General features: G+C 39.1%; 10 protein-coding genes and 6 pseudogenes. 5 read left to right on the top strand and 11 right to left on the bottom strand.

Going from position 1 to position 20,897, the window contains the following annotated elements:
• Positions 1 to 78 precede the first annotated feature (78 nt).
• The 3 genes and pseudogenes from FD723_RS03140 (at position 79) to FD723_RS44080 (ending at position 3,217) form a co-directional block, all read left to right on the top strand.
• Positions 79 to 1,179 (top strand): annotated as a pseudogene (locus tag FD723_RS03140) (hypothetical protein).
• A 104-nt stretch (positions 1,180 to 1,283) separates the two neighbouring features.
• Positions 1,284 to 2,489, top strand: coding sequence for a hypothetical protein (locus tag FD723_RS03145; RefSeq protein WP_179064055.1), 1,206 nt, complete (start codon positions 1,284 to 1,286; stop codon positions 2,487 to 2,489).
• Between the two features lie 620 nt (positions 2,490 to 3,109).
• Positions 3,110 to 3,217, top strand: a complete 108-nt coding sequence (locus FD723_RS44080; RefSeq protein WP_179064056.1) for a YgjP-like metallopeptidase domain-containing protein — start codon at positions 3,110 to 3,112, stop codon at positions 3,215 to 3,217.
• Between the two features lie 626 nt (positions 3,218 to 3,843).
• Here the strand turns inward: FD723_RS44080 and FD723_RS44085 are convergent.
• The 6 genes and pseudogenes from FD723_RS44085 to FD723_RS42070 all read right to left on the bottom strand — a co-directional run bounded on the left by FD723_RS44085 (position 3,844) and on the right by FD723_RS42070 (position 8,984).
• Positions 3,844 to 4,020, bottom strand: a complete 177-nt coding sequence (locus FD723_RS44085; protein ID WP_372743786.1) for a GUN4 domain-containing protein — start codon at positions 4,018 to 4,020, stop codon at positions 3,844 to 3,846.
• Between the two features lie 63 nt (positions 4,021 to 4,083).
• Complete coding sequence (locus tag FD723_RS03160) at positions 4,084 to 4,947, bottom strand: hypothetical protein (protein WP_179064057.1); 864 nt, start codon at positions 4,945 to 4,947, stop codon at positions 4,084 to 4,086.
• A 203-nt stretch (positions 4,948 to 5,150) separates the two neighbouring features.
• Entirely contained in the window at positions 5,151 to 6,293 is a 1,143-nt protein-coding gene (locus FD723_RS03165; RefSeq protein ID WP_179064058.1) for an IS4 family transposase, read from the bottom strand.
• A gap of 203 nt (positions 6,294 to 6,496) precedes the next feature.
• Positions 6,497 to 7,063: pseudogene (locus FD723_RS03170) on the bottom strand (AAA-like domain-containing protein); the annotation flags it as partial.
• 13 nt (positions 7,064 to 7,076) lie between these two features.
• Positions 7,077 to 8,549: pseudogene (locus FD723_RS03175) on the bottom strand (IS66 family transposase).
• Between the two features lie 33 nt (positions 8,550 to 8,582).
• Positions 8,583 to 8,984 carry a hypothetical protein gene (locus FD723_RS42070; RefSeq protein ID WP_218651784.1) on the bottom strand — a complete coding sequence of 134 codons (402 nt, stop codon included), beginning with the start codon at positions 8,982 to 8,984 and terminating at the stop codon, positions 8,583 to 8,585.
• Positions 8,985 to 9,036: 52 nt separating this feature from the next.
• Between FD723_RS42070 and FD723_RS03185 the strand changes: the two genes are divergently transcribed.
• Positions 9,037 to 10,090, top strand: a protein-coding gene (locus FD723_RS03185; protein WP_256875017.1) for an IS630 family transposase whose coding sequence is annotated in 2 segments (ribosomal slippage) — positions 9,037 to 9,429 and positions 9,431 to 10,090 — 1,053 coding nt in all. Because the reading frame shifts where the segments join, the coding sequence is not laid out codon by codon here.
• 138 nt (positions 10,091 to 10,228) lie between these two features.
• Here FD723_RS03185 and FD723_RS03190 read toward each other — a convergent pair.
• The 4 genes and pseudogenes from FD723_RS03190 to FD723_RS03205 form a co-directional block, all read right to left on the bottom strand.
• Positions 10,229 to 11,340, bottom strand: a pseudogene (locus tag FD723_RS03190) (IS630 family transposase).
• A 92-nt stretch (positions 11,341 to 11,432) separates the two neighbouring features.
• Positions 11,433 to 12,797, bottom strand: a pseudogene (locus FD723_RS03195) (AAA-like domain-containing protein).
• A gap of 73 nt (positions 12,798 to 12,870) precedes the next feature.
• Entirely contained in the window at positions 12,871 to 14,025 is a 1,155-nt protein-coding gene (locus FD723_RS03200) for a formylglycine-generating enzyme family protein (protein WP_218651785.1), read from the bottom strand.
• A gap of 347 nt (positions 14,026 to 14,372) precedes the next feature.
• Entirely contained in the window at positions 14,373 to 15,179 is an 807-nt protein-coding gene (locus FD723_RS03205; RefSeq protein WP_256875038.1) for a transposase, read from the bottom strand.
• On the opposite strand from FD723_RS03205, the pseudogene FD723_RS03210 reads away from it, so the two are divergent.
• Positions 15,117 to 15,305: pseudogene (locus FD723_RS03210) on the top strand (ISKra4 family transposase); the annotation flags it as partial. The gene FD723_RS03205 and the pseudogene FD723_RS03210 overlap by 63 nt on opposite strands.
• Positions 15,306 to 15,423: 118 nt before the next feature.
• Here the strand turns inward: FD723_RS03210 and FD723_RS03215 are convergent.
• The gene (locus tag FD723_RS03215) at positions 15,424 to 20,853 is read right to left on the bottom strand and encodes an ATP-binding sensor histidine kinase (RefSeq protein ID WP_179064061.1); all 5,430 of its coding nucleotides are present in this window, start codon (positions 20,851 to 20,853) and stop codon (positions 15,424 to 15,426) included.
• Positions 20,854 to 20,897: the final 44 nt, after the last annotated feature.

Genomic DNA, 20,897 nt, shown 5'->3' on the forward strand with positions numbered 1-20,897 from the left:
AGTATCTTCTCAGTTCACTTTGGTTAAACTGCAACACCCCAACTTTCAAGCATTTACCATACATAGTGGGCAAGAGATATGCTGACACTAGACAGAGAACAAACAACGGCACTCGATTACAGTGTTGTCAACACCAGCATCCAGGAAACCTTCACTGCCATCGATAGGTTCGAGTGGCAAGCAATAGATGAACTACGTCTAATGCGAGACAACCACTATTACAAAGATGGTGTATATCTCAGCTTTGAGGACCATTGTGAAAAAGAGCTAATCAAACATGGCGGATATCGGCGGGTCAGAGATTTGCTGTCTGCGAAGAAAGTAGTTGATACTCTGCCAGAGGAACTTAGGGAAAAGATTACTAAACCCTCTCAAACTCGCCCCTTACTCCGGCTGGTTAAAACTCCTGATAAGTTACAGGAAGTCGTAGCGATCGCGTCCCAAGAAAGCTTATACGAGATGGAATCACTACGGCAGTTGGAGACTGAGAATCAGCAACTCCTTTCTCGCATTCAGGAATTAGAACACGCCGTACAACAGCATCCGGTTCAACAGTGGGGGAATACGATGACCCAGCAAGCGACCAAAGTTTTGAACAAGCAAGTCAAGCTTGCCTTGGAGAAAACTATTGATTTGCGATCGCTAGCCCAAGAACCACCCAAGGAGAACGCCCAAGAATGTCTGCGGCTCATGGGCATGGCACTGAAAAACCTTGCCAGTGCTATGAACAATACTCAAGCATTGGAGGCTGCGGCGATAATTCTGGGGAGTGAACCGACACAATCCGCGATCGCCTATCGAGCCGAACAACTGGAAATGTTGCCTCAGGCTGTTAGCGATATTAGGGCAGTGCTAGCTAAATCAGGGTGTACTTGGCAGGATTACTGGGCAGTGGCGCAAGAATATGAGGTAATTAAATCAGATTATTTGGCAGAATTGACCACCCAAGAGATTGATTTAATTACTGCTTTACAGAAGGCATCCTCTCAACCAGACACCATTGGCATCGGCTCTATCGTTGCCCATGCAGACCCCTACCGCACTTTGTATGTGGAGAGAGGCTAGGTGATAGAAGAATTAGAAGATGAGGTGATAGTGGCTTGGGATCACTGGAAGGAAAGATCAAAAAAGACTGATAGGTATTTCCGAGACGAGTTGCGGTTTTGGCAACCTCAATAGGTTTTCAGTGACCCGGTGACTTTTTAGATAACCAAATACAAGTACCAAGCCCCGCATCACAGTGGGGGAAATTTCCGTGCGTCAACATAACAGGAGATTGTAAAATGACTGCAACTATCGCAAGACCCAAACTCAAAAAGGCTGCTGTTAGCAAGAAGGAATCCCCGTATAAGCGGCTTCATGTAATTATTCCCATCGAAGATTTGCTCTGGGCATCGCAACACAAGCCTTCAGTTACGCAATTGTGGCAGGAGTGCTGGACGGTTGACCCCTATGGTTCTCGGTGGATGCCGCTAACTTCTGCTTTGGGGTACAGTACTTTTATCTCTGCGAGGAAAATTCTATCTGAAAGCGGGTTGTTCATTTTCAAACCCGACAAGTCGATTCAGGATGGTAGGGAAACGGCTAGCTGGATGGTGAAGAATTTACATGGTAGTCGGATGAAGGAATTTTGGGAGAAAGCCAATGCTGAAAATCAGCAATCAGATTCTCAAAAACAAGAACCAGATTCTCAAAAACGAGAATCAAATGCTGAGATTTCAGATAAAGATGCTGGCTGTGAAGGAATGGGTGCTTTGAATCAAGCATCTATTTTAGGTCAAAGTGAGTCAGAGCAAGGGTTATGTGAACCCTCACGAACTGCCCAGGAACATCTCACCAACTCATTTGATGAGTTGGTGAGATGTTTCTCTGACACGCTAAATGAGATTTTGGACTGTGAGGAGACGGCTCATGCGCCCTTGGGAGGCGCGTCGCCTCGGTCTGTTCAAGGCGTGTCAGAGAAGGAGGAAGAAGTAGAACAAAGTAATTCCGCTTCGTTGTCGGGAGAAAATCAAGTCTCTGGTTTTGAGCCGAAAGACTGTAATGAAGGCACTTGTTCCGCCGCGCCCGTGTCATTAAATCAAAGTGAGATATTTGAATGGTTGGATAGAGCAAACGTTGGAGAATGCCCCCCATTGTGGGTAATTCAATATTTGCTAGACAGCAAGTATTACGCCAGCATGAGGGCAACAATCAGCAAGTTTGAGAAGCAGTGGAATCTATCTGTAATCAATTATCAGGTGCAAAAATCTAATGAGGCGTTGTTTACCGCAGAAGACATCGCCATGAGATCCAAAGCTAGACTATTGCGAATGGAGAAACTGAAGAAGGCTTCTCTGATTGGGGAAAATCCTGGTTTTGACTTCCTCCAACAATGCTGGAATGATGACCCTGCCTTGCAGATCATATCAGCTATTTCTTATCAACGATTTATTACTACGGGAGCTAGGAAAAGATTTAGCAACATTAATCGATATCACCTTCCATGAAGTCGAGCGCAAAGATGTATGTCGCATCACCGTAAAACCTTCACCACGTCCAGTATTGTATGACTTGAAGAAGATTTTGGACAGATTTTGGAAGGAGAAGTTGGACAAGTTGCAAGCTGAAATAGTTATAACTTCGTTAAGGTCTTAATCAAGCGATCGCAACTTTGGATAAAGAAAATGGACATAATAACAAAAATGGAAGAAGGATATGGACGCAAATCCATATAAATAATATTCAGATGTCAACTTTTCCCTAACTTCTGGGATTTCTTACAGTGTTGCGATCGCTTGCCGCCCTTGTCATCGCTATTAGCAAAACCTTTATCTTGCATATAGGGAGATAGTTTGAGCAGTTTAGCTTTCTTTTATGTTATTTTTTGGACGTTTTTGGAACGTAAAGTTGGACATACATTTTTGGAAGGTAAAGGTGGTCAAACTGTCCAAAATCTTCTTCAAGTCACATATTGATTTAAGTCAAAACCAAGGGTCAGAAAAAACAACCCTGTTTATTTGTGCGGAGTGGAAATTTAACTAGTAAGCTAACAACAGACGAAGATATTGAAAACTATTGCAAATCTCGCTGGGAAAAATTATTTTGAAGTTTCTGGAGCAAAAAGTGAATGTCAGTCTTGGAATATGTGTTAGCTCATGAGATTGTTCACTTGCTGCACCGCAATCATGGTAATACTTTCTGGGAAGCGCTCTCTCGCGTAATGTCCAGACTGTAGGGAGCGTAAAGCTCACCTCGAACCTTGGGAAGCGTAAATATGACTGGGGGATGTTTTACTGGGGCTGGCTTTTTACTATCAATGAAAGTGAAAAAGTCATCGCCTGGACAAATGAGTTTACCTTGGGACAACCCCTTTGGGGAAGTCAAAAATCAAAAGTCAAAAAAGAAGTATTCCTATAATGCAAATATACGTTATCACTGTAGTGTTCAAATTTATTTGTGAGGTTCTTAATTTTGACTTTTGACTTGATACTTTTGACTTCCCCGAAGGGGTCGCCAGGTATCGGATTTATGAAATGCTGATTACTACGTGGAAAATAAGGCAGAAATAAATGGTTACAAACTTTTGAAAGCCTTATAGCAACGCGAGAAAAGAAGGGAGTGGAAAGTTAGCCCTGAGGGACGGGCCTGAACACTAGGTAGCCCTCCTCTACCATACGCTGAGTTTTATTTTATATGCTTTATTAAATCGTAGTAGCTTACAAAACTACCTCTTGAGCGGCTCGTAGTGTCCTCTATTTTCTCATCATACCATCCTACTGCCTTGGCAAACTGCAAATAATTTTCATTGTCTTTGTCGTTCCAGTCTTCAGATTTTACACCCAGCCTATTCTTAGTGCTGATTCATATTTTCTTTTGCACACTAAAGCCAAAACGGTTATCAGAATTGCTGATCCAAAGCTGGTCTATTTTTCGCAGGTCGTCACAAGAGAAACTATTAATTTGTTTATAATCTAAATATCTTTCTGTTTCTCTTTTAGCAATATTAAGCATGAGATTATCTGTTTCTCTGTCAGCCAACTCCCAATTTTTTGCCTTCAGAAAATATCCAAGTTGAGCATATAAATGTTGTGTTAGGGATTCTTAAACCTGTTTTTTTAATTCTTTATCTTGAAGGCTGAGTTTAATTAAACTCCGATGAACTGATTCAATATTTTCGCCTGTGAGCAATTGATTGTCTTTAGTGAAATCAGTTTCATTGGGATTAGCTTTTAGGATATTAAATGCTTGAGTATAAGATGCTATGGCATTCTGGGTTTGTTTGTTTTTGGCTAGTAAATCACCTTGACTTTTCTGGACTAATACCTTAACTTGTAAGCCTTGCTTAGATTCTAAAACTTTATGATCCGCTTTTTGTAATAACCCCTGACTTTGCTTAATTTCTGATTCTGCCTCTTTCAGATTTTTTAACTGTTGATGTGCTTGTGAAGTAGTAGCAAAAACTAATGCTTGTTTAAGTTGATGATTACTAACGTTAAAAGATAAGGCAGACAGTCTCAAAGCTTCATTTGAATTAAAAGTAATTCCTTCAGAATTAGAGTCAGTATTTTTCTCTAATACTCCAGCTAGTTTGTTTAAATTTTGAACAGCTACAACTTCATCGTGAGTTTCATCAAGTTGTTTTCTACTGGACAATCCTACAATTGCCGATCCTATTAATGTTACAATTAAAGCAATTGCTCCAATACTAGTTATTCGTTGAGCTTTCTGATTAGCCTTACTAAGTAATTGGTTTCTGGCTTGTGTTGCATCCTTATCTTTCCTCTCTCTTTCTAATGTAGCCTCTTGTTCCTTAACAGCAATCTCCTCCTGAATTTCTTTCTCTTTACTAGCTGCTAAATACTGCTTATCCTGATAACTTAAGTTCTTATCTCTTGCCCATTCTTCTGCTGATTGTAAAGCCTTGCCTCGCAGCAGGCGTGAGTCATCAGCACCTCCAGAAGCCACCCAAAAGCGAAAATTCTCAGAATAGGGACGCAGGTTGTTTAGTTGGTTTTCAATCCAATTAAAATCAAATATCTCACGATAAATCTGGTTATAGATTCTCAGCTTCCCTTGCTGTCTAACAACTAATCCTGAAAGCTGTAACTCGCTTTGCTCCAAAGTATCATCTGCTATTATCTCAACTTCTTCAAGGGGCGACAAGCGAGCTAAAGAGCTTGCTGTATAAGCTTCATAGCCCTTAAACCTTGCTGATAATATGCTTTCTTATTGCGAATGAAACTGACCAGTTCCTCGACCCATGCTTGACACTCATGCCAAGCTACTATCCAATTTTGACCATATAAACCTATCCAGAAATTACTGTGACGTTTTTGATTTCTATTTTTTTCTTGGCTACGACAAATATATGATTCTTGTTTTTGAAATTTAGTCCTTTGTCCATGTAACCAAGCACTAGTCATAGCTAAAGCAATTAAGAAAATCAAACGTACAAGTCTATCAGGGTTGGCTTGAGAAGCTTCTAGATTATAACCACCTGTTTTGCAATCTTTGAACATCGCTTCAATGCCAAAACGTTGACCATATATTTTGAGGGCAGTGTTTAAATCAGGTAAATTAGTTAATAAGTACCAAGCTTCTTTTTCTTGTTTACCTCTATACTTTCGTTTCCAGTAAACTCCTAAGTTAAACCTACCAAAACCCCGTTTTTGAGTAAACTTAACATTGGGATAAAACTGGCGGATGCCTGGATAAATCTCAATACTACTTAAAGGCTGAAATTTTTGCCCTTTTTGGCGGTAAGTAGTATCCTTTTTCTGACGAAATACAAAACTGAGGTTCTGCTTGTGGAGCCAATGCGCCAGTTCTACACTGTGAAATTCTCTATCTCCAATAATTACTAATTTGTACGTTTTTAATAAACGAATTACTGGGCGTAATACTTTTTGCTGTTCAGTGAGATTACTGCAACCATCTTTCTCTAACAGACACCAATATATTGGCCACGCTCTTTTTTGGTAAATTACGCTAACCATCAACACATTGTTTTCTTTCCACTGTGTTCTATCCATTGCAATGGCTAATTGTGACCCTACTTGAAAATGTCGGTTAATTATTGCTTCAATGATAGGAAACCACAGCAATACTACACTCAAGGCATTTAGTGTTAAAAACCTTTGAATATGCCGTCTACGACTGTTTTGTTGTATAGGTAAAGGTAGGGTCGCTGCCAGCCTTTCTATCTTCACCTGTTTCTGATTTTGTAACAACCACACCAACATCTTCAGGGTGATTAACTGTGCTTTATTTAGGTATTTTTCTAAGAAGTTTTGGTAGAATGATGCCAGCATTATGACGACGGTCTTGGTCAAATTACGAGACCGTTCTTTTTTACCATTAAACTGTACCCTACAGGTAACCCCTTAATAACTGTACAGTTCATTCTCAATAAACACACAAATTTTTTCAGGGGTCTGTGCCTCCCAAACCTTTAGCTTGCACGGTTGAGAGGCGATTGTCGCCCCTTGAACTCAACTTCTTTCTCACTCAATCTGACTTGTTGGTACAGTTCTAGTAAATACCCTGCCCGTTGTTCATCCCGCAAAATCCTTGCTTGGATTGTTCGCAGATGTTCAGGTTCATCAAGTGATTCCCAGTTTTCAATAATCCGCGATCTAACAACTTGTTCTACTGAACGAGGATTTTCTTCTTCAGATTCTTCAACCATGAACTGACAGAGCTTTTGAGTCAGGAATGGTTGCCCCCCAGTCCACTGCAAAATCTCCTGTATTATCGCTTGGGGATTATTAAACTTCTCATGCAAACCCTTTTCTAATGGTTCAGCTTCATGCAATTGAAAACTCTTGAGAGAGATAGCTTTACCAATATTAAACGGAGTACGCTGTTTATCTGCAATCAAATTACTCGGTGATGCTACACCTAATAAACAAAAAGTTAGGCGATTATATTCAGGGTTATCAACACGCTTGTTATAACAAGCACGAATCAATGCAAAAAAGTCATCTGTGGGAAAATTTAAACTGAGTACGCTATCAATTTCATCAATAAAGATAACGATATCTTCTTGAACTTCAACAAGTAATACTTCTTCCAAAAACTGTAAGGATTCAGGTCTAATATTGAGGAAGTAAAGAAGGGCGAGACTCAGAATTATTAGAATGAGCAATTAGAGCTTGTGCAAAAAAATCAATGACAGACTTACCTTGACGGCGACAAGTCTATACTACCGTCAACAAATTAGCAGTGTGTTGAAACCGCTCCATCGAACGGGAACCACCACTAACTTTCCGTTTTGTCACAGCCAAACGCAGCGAGCGCTCGGCCTGATTGTTATCAGGAGGAACTTCAGGATGGTCAAGGAAATACCACCATTGATCAGCTTTAATGCGTAAAGAGCGTAAAAGCTGTCCGGCTGTAGCTCCTGCCAAGTTAATCCATTTATCCAGTGAAGAATGCAACTTAGGTTTGAATTGAATGACCCAATCGTTGTAACTGTTGGAGTTGAGAGTCTCAAACCATTGGGCATAATTCTTAAAAGCTTCATCAATTAAATCAACAAAAGCTTCGCCAATCGCTTTGTTGTGAAGACCGGGAAGTTGAATTAGTTTTTTGAAGTGACGGCGTAGATGAGCCAAACATTTCTGTTGAGCAAAAGCTTGATAACCATTGTAAACACTAAAATCGTCGCTGCTGATTACCCCTGTATATTTAGCCCCCAGAATTGTTTCTAATTCGGCTCGTGAACGAGTATCAGCCGCAGTAAACAGGCAGAAATCAGAATTGGCAACTACCCATAACCATTCTTTAATTCCTTTGACAGACCAAGGTGTTTCATCTACATGAATGTTAGGTTGTGTCTGTTTTATCCAACTACTTAACTCAATGACGCTCGGTTCAATTGCCCCAGTTATCCGTTCATTGGTTGCAACTAACGTCCCCAGCCCAATATCAATTTTCCCCAATTCCCATAACATTTCTTGCTGTTTTTCGTAGGGCATATGTGCATAATTATTTGCCCACCCTAAAAATGCTTGTAACGATGTTCCTAAATCTTGCCCTGGAATCATTTCTTGTGGCCAGTCGGCTGTTTGTAAATTGCCACAACACTCACAGATGCAGGTGTGACGTTGATACTCCACTATTTCTATAGGACGTTCTACTAGTTGCGCTACCGCTTGTTTTTCTACAATTAATGCTAGGGGTGCAAATGCTTTTTGACCACAGTAAACACAATCCGTAGGACGCAACATTTCATAACGATCTATTCTGCCAAAACCCTTACGAGTCTTACCTTGATGTCCTGGCTGTCCACCTGGTTTCTTTCGAGGCTGATTTGATTCTTCTTGTGGGGGTGATTTTTTGTTTTCGCTCTTTTTCAAAATGTCCCCAGACTGTGGTTTCGACGAATTAGAGCTATCCAAATCTTGACTAACTTTTAAACGCTCTATTTCTTGCTGTAGTTCTACAATGATTTTCTGTAACTCACGTATTACCTTACTCTGCTCAATAATTATCTCTACCAGTTCTCCCTTCGACAACTGGTTCAAGCTTTCTCGGTCTAAATCTTGAGGTAGGTTTTGGTTCATATTTGTGATACTCCCCCTCAAGTGTTCCCTTTGTCAATACTCTGCTACCTGAATCCTTACCAAAAACTTGCGGAATCTTGTTACTAATGAATTTAATTGATTCGCCTCCCACCAATCACCAAAATCTAAATCTAATCCAAAACTGTCAATAAGCGTGTCAATTAAATCTGCATACCATTGTTCGGGAGGGACATTCTGAATACCTCCAGCAGAAAGGTCAACTGCGGCACACTGTACGCCATCATCTCTCAATCGCTGCATGGTTCGCACACGCAAACTGGATTTTCCACTCTGTCTTGAATTTAGTACGTAACAAAACTTTCCCGCCTTCAGACCTTCATATAACTGTGAATCAGCTTCTCGTATGACGTAGGTGCTGGCATTTTCAGGTAGACTTCCAGAGAATATGTAAGTAAGTCGGCATGGAAAAACCAAACTATGTAAAGATAAATAAATACGGAGAATATATCTACCGAGGTGACTGAGTATGGGCGCTCGTCTAAGGGTGTTCCTAAGCTATGAGCAAGATAAAACCCTGTTAAACCTAAGAACTGCGGATGTACCACAGAAAGTTAAAGACCGAGCAGAGGTCATTAGACTAAATGCACATGGCTGGTACGTAGAAAAAATAGCTGCTCATTTCAATTGGACTCCTCAAACGGTAAGAGAAATCTTACATAAATGGCGAAAACTTGATTTAGAAGGGCTTTGGGATAACCCAGGTAGAGGAGGCAAAACCAAGTATAGCGAAGAGGATATAGTATTTTTGGAGGAATGTCTCAAAGAAGAGCCACGTACATATAACAGTCGTCAACTAGCTCAAAAATTAGAGAGAGATCGCTCTATTAAACTGAGTCCCGACAGATTAAGACGGGTACTCAAAAAAAGGGGTTATTTGGAAACGAGTCAGAAAGAGCCACAAAGGGAAACAAGACCCAAAAGTCCAAGAAATAAAGCAAGCAGACCTAGATATGTTAGAACTGTCTGCTGCTAGTGGAGAAATAGACTTGAAGTATTTGGATGAATCAGGGTTTTGTGCATGGAGCGAACCGGGTTACACCTATTACTTCCGAGGTGAGCAAAAACGACTAGAACAAAGTAAACGTCGTGGTCGTAGATTAAGCATTATTGGATTTTTTCAACCAATAATCAGCTTTGTTTACGGTTTGGTTATTGGTGGTGTTGACAGAAAATCTTATATCCAGATGATGGAGCAAGAAGCGGAGTCAGCCCAAAAGATCGGGCGCATCAGAGTAATAGTGCAGGACAACGGGCCGATACATCGATGTCTTCAGGTGCAGCAGTTATGGTCAAAGTGGGAACAGATGGGTTTATACATCTTCTTTTTGCCCAAATATTGCTCCGAAATGAATCCGATTGAATTGGAATGGCAACACCTTAAAAAGGATGAACTAGCAGGACGAATGTTTGATGATGAGTTGGATCTTGCTTACGCAGTAATAGATGGTGTTCAAGCTAGAGGAGAAAGAGGAAATTATAGGACACAACGTATTAAATTTAACTCTAATCTCTCTGGTTAAAATTTTGTTACATACTTATAAATTTTCCCGCCGACTTACTTATTGGTCAACCACGATTTACCTACTCCAAACGAGTTGAGAAATACTGACGATACAAATCACAACCAGGAACGCAATCATTACTAAGCTGTTGTGCATTTAAATTGTGATAACAGCATCGCCTTTATTTTTGAGTTTTCGTCCCCATTTAATAATTAACTCTCCTTCATTTAAAAGTTGATGTAATAAATATTCTAGGTCTTCAATTGATTGAAATAGCCGATTAGCAATATATTCTTTTGTCGAGTGCCAGACCAATTCAATTAAGTTATAATCTGGGCTATATTCCGGGAGAAACTCTAAATGAATATTCGGCATTTCTGTTTCAATTTTATTAATATACTCTTGCTTTTTGTGAAAACTTGCATTATCAAGAATAATAACTATTTTTGCTCCCTTCTCCGCAAAATCTTTAGCTTGATTACCAGCTTCTACCCAATCGAAAACTATTTCTTCATAAAAGATTTTTAGGACTTTGTAAAAATTGTCTGCATTCCCTTTATCAATAAATTCTACAAATCTTTTCTTATCTGAATACCTTAATCCTCCCATCACATTAATTCTCCCTTTTCTTCTGTCTCCTCTCACGTTTTTAGAGTGACCTTTTTTACACCATGATTTTCTTCTTATCACCCTTAAACTAAAGCCACTCTCATCCCAAAACCATACCTGTAATCGTTCTGGATGCTCTTTCTCTATTCTTAAATACTCTGCTATTTTCTGTTTAAATGCTTTTCTTTTTTCTAGATTCCTCTTGGACTCTAAGCTATATTTTGTCCAGAGGTAGACGTACTTTTTTTCTCTAATATCCTCCTTACTTGAGAACCACTTAATTGTATGCCTGTGAGTTGCTCTAAATATGTTGCTAATCTCTGCGCTGTCCATCTGCCAAACTCGTATCCTAATTCTTCTGGTTCTTTATCTATAGTTTCTAGTAATATTTCTATATACTTATCTGTGGCTTTTTTATGGTTTCCCTTCATCCTCTCATCTTTTAGGCTTTCTAGATTCTCTGGGTCTCCATGTACACACCAATATGATACTTTATTTAAAGAACAACCCAAAAATTCTGCTATGTTAGCTTGTGTTTTCCCGTCATTAAGCAACAAGAGAATTAGTATTCTTTCTCTTATTTCTCCATTTTCTTCCAGTTTTAAAGCTTTTTGTAGTTTCTCTATCTGCTGAGAAGTTAAATGATTTTTTGCTGGCATTATTCCATTTTTTGACTGAATTCAGTTTTTTATTATACCCAATTTAAATGCTGAACAGCTTAACAAGTTTTACTAATCCCAAGCTATGCAACTTAAACGAACGCAACTTCAGTATCTAACCTCACGGGTGCATTCGTCATCACTACTTTTTTATACCCTATATCAAGCTGAGGTTTGTGTTGTAAATGCCACAGTTGTTGTCGCAAGTGGTCACTGAAGATTCCTTGCTCTGTTGGTGCAAGTCTTAACAATTCTTCTAAGGTCACTTGCTGACTTTTGAGGTGGGCGAGCGCAGATTGTATCAAGTAAGGATGCCCTCCAACTAACTCCATCAACTGAGCCAAATCTTCTTCTCTCAGGAATCCTAAATCTTGTTGTTTGGCGAGGTTTGTTACTTGTTGCAGATTAAATTCGGGTAAGTCAATTGCCAATCCCACATTAAACGGGGAATGATTACTGTCTAAAGAAGGGTAAGATTAAGTTGAATGAACTACCACTAACCGCAGTTTCTTCCAAATATTACCAATCTTGTCTCCTTGTTTCGTTGCCTCATACCATCCCCGCAGTAATAAGCAGAATTGAGGAAAAATTTCTGGATATTCAAAAAGTCTCTCAAAGTTATCTATAGCTAAAACTAGAGGAGTATCAGTAACCGATAATAGATATTTTTGAAAATAACGAGTACAGTTTTTATTCAGTCCAAAAACCTCTTGCCAATGTTTATCTAGTTGGGGTTCTAGCTCCAAACTGTCAGCAACATCAACACATAACCATTGTAGAAATGTTTTTAAGTTAGCCAGAACATCAATATCAGCCAGTTGTAAATCTAATTTTGCGGTTTGATAACCCTGGTGTCTTGCATAGTCTAGGGTTTTCTCCAGCAGTAATGTTTTCCCCATTCTTTGCGGGGCTTTGAGACGAATCAATGCTCCTGGTTGTACGATTGCTTTATAGCATTTGTCCTCAATTGGTGGTCTTTCAATATATATACTTATGTCTGTTTCTACCCCAGAATTATCAGTAACTTGCAAGTATTGTTCAATTGCATCCAACTTGTCACCAAGCTCGTTCAGTGTGCGTTCTTCTGACTGAAGCTGGTGTTCATATTGGAACTTGCGCGTTACATCAGTTTCAATAACCAACGCTGTTCGTAAATTTGCAACTTTCTGGCTTTGAAGGGTGTAAGCTTTTTCGAGTGAATTTCTTTCTTGTTGCAATCGCTGCCGTTGCTTCTGTGATTGGACTGAATTACCTGACATCAGCGTATGCTGCCCAAGGTGAATGTTGTAGATGTCGCCGCTAATTCGCTCAGTGTTTACTGTGCCACCGTTAATCAACCCACCGCCAAACTGGTCATTGCGTAAGTCGTTGTCATTGACTTGTTTGGGGCCTTCTGAATCTGGCATGGATTTAGCTTGAGCGTTTTTAAGTGTCGTTGTTGTGAATACTAGCACCATTTTGTTGTGTGTCAGTAATTCAAAGCTCGAATCAAAATGGTGTAAAGTGCAAAAACTAAAGTATAAAGAGCTACTAAATAAGCCTACCAACCTCGCAGACAATACGAAAACCAATCTTGTCGGTGTGGTTGTTGCGATCGGTGCTGAAGAGGCGATACGCGGAACGGCAGTTATTAGGAATGTTGTACCAAGAACCGCCCCGCATTACGACTGCTCCAAGTTTTTGAGAAAGATGATCATTGTTTTTATCAAACCAAGGACTGCTATCATTGGGTGCGCCTTCATAGTTATGATGCCAATCATCGAGACACCATTCCCAGACGTTACCGTGCATATCGTATAACCCAAATGTGTTAGCGGCGTTAAAACTGCCTACAGTTGTAGTCTCCTCTTTGTAGGTTCCTTCTACACGCCTGGCATAAATGTAGTTAGCATTGTAGTTTACCAGTTCTGATGTAATTGTCTCACCAAAATGAAATGGTGTTGTTGTTCCAGCTCTACACACATATTCCCATTCGGCTTCGCTGGGAAGGCGGTACAGCCGAGTTGTATAGGCAGTAAGGCGTGAGCAAAACTCAACCGCATCATACCAAGATACTTGCTCTACAGGCCGTCTATCCCCTTTCCAACTTGATGGGTTAGCTTCTAGGTTAATGTTTACCTGTGGTAATTCTGCTACGGCTTTCCACTGTGCTTGAGTGACAGGATATTTACTGATACAAAAATTCTGCATAGTTACTGGATGCTGAGGGCTTTCATCTTCACTACGCTCTAGTTCATCTTCTGATGAACCCATAAAAAATTTGCCACTGGGAATGGACACCATTTCTATGACTACACCATTACCCAATTTTTCAGCAAATAACTCAGCACATCCCCGACTGCTGGTGACGATTTTCCCTTGAGCATCCACCTTTACTATGTCAAACTCAAACTGATTTGCAAGACTTTTGGTAATAAATTGTTGTCCAAGAATTTCATCATCTCTAACTTGATTTTGCTCGATGAATTCATCTAATTTTTCCACAGTTGGCTTGGGTTCATCAATAATCTGTTCACCTATAGGTGCAACATTCAATTGGAAAGGCAACGAGTTTAATATGCGTTCAGCAGGAATAATACAATTACTGCGATTAATTCGCCGTTTCACTTTCTGACGATATTTTATCCTGGGGTCATCTTTGGGCGACTTAGCCAAAAAAATCCGATAACCGTCCAAAAAAAGCATAATCACTGTTGAGGTGGTGTTTATACAAAGCTACAAATGCACAATACAGGATTCCAGACCGAATATAGCAGTCTCAGTAAATTTACGATTTCTGATAGAGCTTGCCTAAAAAAATTTCAGTTTTTTCACCAAATAGTCGCTTTATCACCAGTAAACAGCAATTTTTGTGCGATCGCAGATCAGAAGACTTGTTCGAAAACTCCAAAGCCAGACTGTTCAAAGCTTTAAGAGCAAGCTTTGATATCTTCGTGAAAACGTAATCATAAGGCTTTGAAATAGTTACTGATAGTTTAGAGCCATAAATAATACTTCCTAGTTATCTAAATTAGCATTACTATTAATAGTAATTAATTTGGTAAAACTAAACTACCAATTCTTAGCCTAACTAACCCACAAACTGTTAAGATAATCTGTTCATAAGTATCAATTCTTAAGCGAAATCTTTGTGAGGCTATGCGAAATATTTTCAGCAACCTAATCAAATGCTCAATAAATATACGATTACTAGACAAAGCCTTATTTTCATCTTTCTGTTGCTGGGTTAATTCTTGTTTAGGTTTTCTTTTATAAGGGGTAGTAATATTTTCACCACCTTGGTATGCCTTATCCCCTGAAAATGGTTGAGACTTATCAAATTTTTCCTGAGACTTACGGAACAAACTTATATCTGCTGTTGTCTCACGAGAGCCTACGTCTACCTCTACAATATCTTTAGCTGATGGCAACCCGATTACTTGATTTTTTAAAGTATGTTGCTTCTTCTTTCCTGAAAAATATTTTTGTTGTTCTTTATCGTCAGAAGGTCTATTTATAGGCTGTTCCATGCTATCGACCAATAATCTGAAGTTCGTTAAGACTTCTTGAACAAACAGTAAATTGCTTTCATTATTTGAGACTTGTTCTAATAAGCTAGATGGTAAGATATCACGAAGAATGGGTATCCAATTATGGAATGTATCATTAGCTCCTGTCTTAGAAATACCAAAGAACATTCCTAATACTTGAAATGTGGGCATTTGTCTTAAATAAAATAAGCATAAACATACCTGCTCTTGGATTAATAATTTTTCTGGACAACGGGCTACGCCTACGCTCTGTTTGTTGATTTGACAAAAAAGCAGGCAAAAAACTTCATCAACTATCTTAAAAAGCATTCGGAAAGGATTGTCAACTACCTGTATTTCTCTGAAGAAGCCTTATGTTCCATTGGTTCTGGCGCTGTTGAATCTGCCGTCAAACAAATTAGCAAACGTTTAAAAATTTCTGGTTGTAGTTTATGACTTGCTTGAGCCGGATGCGTTGCAAGGCGCAAGTCCGGTTCTGAGGGGGCGGGATTATAGCGATATAGTCCTGCTACCCGACCACGGTGATGCCCTATTCCCAGATATGCGAATCAATTTACACTGGTATTTTAATGACAAATTCTGTACCCTTTCCTGGAGCCGAAATACAGTTTAACTGACCTCCATGTTGTTCTACGACAATCGAATAGCTAATTGACAATCCTAAGCCTGTGCCACTGCCTATAGACTTCGTAGTAAAGAATGGTTCAAATATCTTATTTTGTACTGATTCGCTCATCCCTGTCCCGTTGTCAATAATGTGAATAGAAACATATTTTTGCTCTTGAATTTCAGTACGAATCGTAATAGTTGGTTTGTGATTGACATCTAATTTTCTTAGGGCATCAATGGCATTATTGAGAATATTCATGAATACCTGATTTAAAGCAGATGGATAACAATTAACTAAAGGCATTTGACTATATTCTTTAATGATTGAAATCTCTGCATTTTTGCTACTATTGTTGAGCCTATGCTGTAAAATTAACAGCGTGCTATCAATACCTTCATGAACATCTACTGCTTTGATTTCAGCTTCATCCAAACGGGAAAAATTACGCAGTGAAAGAACTATCTGGCGAATGCGTTCTGCTCCTGTTCTCATCGATCCCAGCAGCTTTTGTAAATCACTTACCAAAAAATTTAGTTCCAACTCAGCAATTTTCTCTTCAATTTCTGGTATTGGCTCTGGGTAGCTTTTTTGGTATAAATAATTTAATTCAATTAAGGATGTAACGTATTCATCTGCTGGTTTTAGGTTGCCATAAATGAAATTAATTGGATTATTAATTTCGTGGGCAATACCAGCAATTAATTGCCCCAAACCAGACATTTTTTCAGCTTGAATTAATTGGGCTTGAGTCGCGTAAAGTTTTTTTAGGGTTGATTCTATTTGAGTTGTTTGTTGTTGCAATTGCTGAGTGCGTTCAGAAACTTTTTCTTCCAAAGTATGGGAATACTCTTCTAATTGGCGATATAGTTGGGCATTTTCTAAAGATATGGCAGCTTGAGTTGTCAGGAATTTGAGAACTTGCAGGCGATCGCGCGTAAATGCTCCGATAGTGAAATTATTTTCTAAGTAAAGAATACCAATCAATTTTCCTTGGTTGATGATGGGGGTACATAATATACTCTTTGGTTGCTGCTTTTGTAGATATGAATCTGAAGCGAAGGAAGCTTGAGCCATTGCATCATCTATAATTAAGGTTTCACTTGTCCGAGAAACATACTTAATTACACTGACAGGAATCTCTGTGCTAGATTCTACTGATATCGATTGCAGCAAAATGCTATGAATTTTTGTGTTAGCTGTTTGTGATGTAGCAGTTATTTCTAGAGTTAAATTATTACCTTTAAATAACATTAAAGCGCATTTATCTGCTCCTGCATTTTCCATCACTATCTGCATTAAGTTTGATAGTAGGTCTTCTAGTTTAATTTCACTAGATAGTGCTTGTGATGCTTTTAAAACTGTTGCTAAGTCTAGGGTATTAGAAATACTTGTACTGTTAGATAAAACAGTTGCAGAAGCTATATTGGCGATTGTGGTGCTAAGGTTTACGGCGATTTGTGGCTGTTTGAGTATGGTTGCTAATAATTTGGGATAACGTTTTTCTAAGTCTGCAACTTTGGCTTTTGCTCCCCAGCTAGCATAACCGTAGTAAGCTTCTTGCATATAACCTGCAGCGACTTTCTCTTTACCCCAGTCGAGGTAAAATTTAGCAGCGAGTTCGTTGGCTAGGGCTTCTTCTTGAATATAGCCGTTTTCTTTAGCCAAAGCGATCGCACGATCGTATTGCTCGATTGCATCTGTTTTTTCCCCCAGAATTCGATACCGTTCGGCTTCAACCAGATCGTACTTGTGTTGAAAATTACTAGGAGCAAACTTCGCCCAAATCTTTAATTGGTTTTGATTGGCAGCAACGCGATCGCTTTCGTGCGAGGTTAATATTCCATTCGCCAACAATGCCAAACTGTAATAAAAGTTATGCTCTGACACATAAAGGGTTCCCATCGCAGCTTGTCGGTATTGCCACCCTTTTTCTCCAGCCTCAACAGCCGCCATATAATCCTCAAATAAATAGGCAAGTCGCGTCTGGGCTTCATAGAAACAGAGAACCAAAAAAACAAGATTGTTTTGCAACCATTGAGATAAAGAAGTTTCCCCGTCTAAAATTGAACCCTGAAGATATTGCGGTTCCTCCGTTTCTCCAAGAAGATTGGCAACAACTTGTTGATTGATGCGAAGAAAGCCTTCGTGAAATTCATATTGTGCCTTGATAATTACTGGGAGGTAGCATTGTTGAGCTTGTTGTACCGCTTCTAATGGAATTCCCCGATAGAATATATAGTTGCAATAGTGAACAGCAGCATAGAAAGCGTATTCTACATCGCCATTGTCAAATCCACTTTGAATTGCTTCGGGAAGATCCGCGATCGCGTTCTGGAGATGCTCTTTCCAAGGTCGAATGAATACGTTAAACATATTAGTAACCTTGGCTATCAGAGTACGACTGTTAAACTTCTCTAGCAATTGTAAGGAGAGTTTGCCAAACTCGTATCCCGCATCAATTTCATTATAAACTCCGCATAAAAGCGCTCCATACCAGCTGTAAGCCGACGCTGCGAGGGGAGAATGCCCGTATTTCATACATTGTAGAACGGTATGAAGAACAATCGCAGGGTAAATATTTGGATCGGCGATATAAGAAGCAGAACTGGCATTGGTCAGAATGCGAATTGCCGCTATTTTGTCTTCATCGTTAACTACGTCTAGCAGAATAAGATGGGCAATTTCTGGCGTTGGTAAGGCAATCTCTTGGCGAAGCGATTCAATTTCTACTTGAATTTTCCGCGATTCTTTCGGTAGAGTAATATCGAGAAGAGCGAGAACATCAATAGCGAGACAAATCGCCTCATTCATTTTATTTTCATTGATTTTAAAAAGAATTTGCAATTCATGAATTTTGATCCGATCGCGCAAAGTATTGGCTTTTTCTAGGGTTTCTTGCGACAGTTGTTGAGCAACTTGCAAGTTATGGTTAAAATATTCAGCCTTAATGGTTGCGATCGCGAGTTCAAAACGGAAAGAATAATCCTCTTTCCAACTGTCATCACTCATAAAAAGTTGCCCGGAGTAACAATAGCGGCGACTTGTTTCATAAGCAACAGAAGCTTGGGCTTTTTGACTGGCTTGGAGATTCAATCGTGCAACGCGATCGCGCTCCGATCGCTCAATAATTAAATCGCGCCCGACATTCAGATGATTGACAATGGTAAAAAGCTGGCTTTCTTGCTCACTCTGGGAAAGATTATGCCAAAGCTGACGGCCAATTTTCAGATGGGTTGCTTGCTTTTGTTCTTCAGCAATCAAAAAATAAGCTGCTTGTTGAACGCGATCGTGCAAAAACTTATATTGTGCTAATAGTTGACTGGTATTCCCATTTGACACCGCCAATTGCTGCGGATCTTCTTCCTGATAAAATTTATAAACTTCACTTTGGGGTAAAATCAAACCTTCTTGTAAAGCTGTCCACAAATCCGCAGCTGTTTCAATTTCCGATTTTTCCGAAACAATTGCCAAATTTGCTAAATCAAACTGGTTCCCTATACATGCAGCTAACTTTAAAACTTCTTGTGTTGATTTTGGTAGTTTTTGTAACTGCAATGCCATAAATTCAACCACATCCGAAGTGAGCGATCGCACAGTCACTGCTGCGATATCACATTGCCAACAACCTAAATCAAAGTCAAATTTAATTAGTCCATCTTGATGCAACGCTTTGAGAAATTGTGTCGCAAAAAAAGGATTACCTTGAGTTTTCTGATATACCAATTGAGAAAGAGGTAATGCTAAAACTTCTGTACACTTAAGTGTCTCAGCAACTAATTGATTTACCTTACTTTGATTCAGTGGAGCTAAAATAATAGTATTAATAGTTGCTACTGTTTTTTGAATTTCACTCAAAGTCAACATTAATGGATGAGCGGGATTGACTTCATTATCTCGGTATGCACCAATTAATAAAAGATGTCCTGTATCAGCCATTAACAGCTGCATTAATTTTAACGATGCCGAATCAGCCCATTGTAAATCATCTAAAAATATTACTAATGGATGTTCAAAACTTGTAAAAACTTGGGTGAATTTCTGGAATAATAAATTAAATCTATTTTGTGCCTCCGTTCCTGATAATTCTGGCGCTGGTGGTTGAGTACCAATAATTTTTTCTAACTCAGGAGTAACTTCAACAATTACCTGCCCATTCTCACCCACAGCCTCTAAAATTTTGGTTTTCCATTGTTGGATTTGAGCATCACTTTCTGTTAATAATTGTCCCATTAAATTTCGGAATGCTTGCACAAATGCCGAAAAGGGAATATTACGATTAAATTGGTCATATTTGCCTTTAATAAAATAACCGCGTTGACGAATAATAGGTTTATGAATTTCGTTGACAACCACAGTTTTACCAATACCCGAAAAACCAGCTACCAGCATCATTTCAGTTGTGCCCGTACTAACGCGATCAAACGCTTTGAGCAGGTTTTCTATTTCGGTTTCTCGTCCATAGAGTTTGTCAGGGATAATAAATCTATCACAAATATCTCGTTGAGCTATTTTAAAATATTCGATTTTTCCTGTTTCTTTAAGTTGATAAAAACAATTTTCTAAATCATATTTCAGACCGAATGCACTTTGATATCTGTCTTCAGCATTTTTTGCCATCAATTTGATGACGATATCAGAAATAACTTGAGGAATTTCTTTGCTGTCAGCTAAAAATGATACTTGTTTAGCAATATGATCGTGTACCAATTTAATTGGTTCGTTTGACTTAAAGGGTAACTTTCCTGTGAGTAATTCGTAAAAAGTTACACCCAAAGAATAAAAGTCAGTCCGGTAATCAATTCCCCGATTCATCCTTCCTGTTTGTTCTGGAGAAATATAAGCAAGTGTACCTTCTAATACATTAGGGCTGATGAGCGTTTGGATTTCTCGTGGTAACAAAGAGGCAATACTAAAATCAATTAGCTTTATTTGTTTGGTTTCGGGGTTAATTAAAATATTGCTGGGTTTAATATCTTTATGAATAATTCTCTGACGGTAAAGAATATCTAAGATGTCACATAGAGATATGGCTATTTGTAAAAATTCATCTAGAGACGCGACATTATTATTGTTGGCGAAATAATCCTTGAGGGAAATTCCCCCAAAGTCTTCCATCACCAATATATAACTATTCTTGTACGGTTCTAGGCTGTAGGTGTGGATGATTCCTTTTAAGTTGAGATTTTTGGCAATGGTGTATTGATTGCGAAATTGTACGAGTTCGCTAAAGCTGGGATAAGGATTTTTCAGCAGCTTGATAACTACTCTTAAGGAGTCGGTTTCTTGATACCCCCGATAAACAAGGGTTCTGGAACCATTGTAGAGTTCTTCAGTTATGTAATATCCGGGAATACTAATTAGATTGCTAACCATGCTGGTAAATCCTGACGATTTCTGGATTTAGTATTCCCATATAG

The organism is Nostoc sp. C052, from assembly GCF_013393905.1.
GTDB lineage: Bacteria > Cyanobacteriota > Cyanobacteriia > Cyanobacteriales > Nostocaceae > Nostoc.

Coding starts and splice junctions, on each gene's coding strand:
- FD723_RS03145 (WP_179064055.1), top strand. CDS start 1,284: ATGACTGCAACTATCGCAAGACCCAAACTCAAAAAGGCTGCTGTTAGC.
- FD723_RS44080 (WP_179064056.1), top strand. CDS start 3,110: ATGTCAGTCTTGGAATATGTGTTAGCTCATGAGATTGTTCACTTGCTG.
- FD723_RS03165 (WP_179064058.1), bottom strand. CDS start 6,293: ATGCTGGCATCATTCTACCAAAACTTCTTAGAAAAATACCTAAATAAA.
- FD723_RS03200 (WP_218651785.1), bottom strand. CDS start 14,025: ATGCTTTTTTTGGACGGTTATCGGATTTTTTTGGCTAAGTCGCCCAAA.
- FD723_RS03205 (WP_256875038.1), bottom strand. CDS start 15,179: ATGCTTTTTAAGATAGTTGATGAAGTTTTTTGCCTGCTTTTTTGTCAA.
- FD723_RS03215 (WP_179064061.1), bottom strand. CDS start 20,853: ATGGTTAGCAATCTAATTAGTATTCCCGGATATTACATAACTGAAGAA.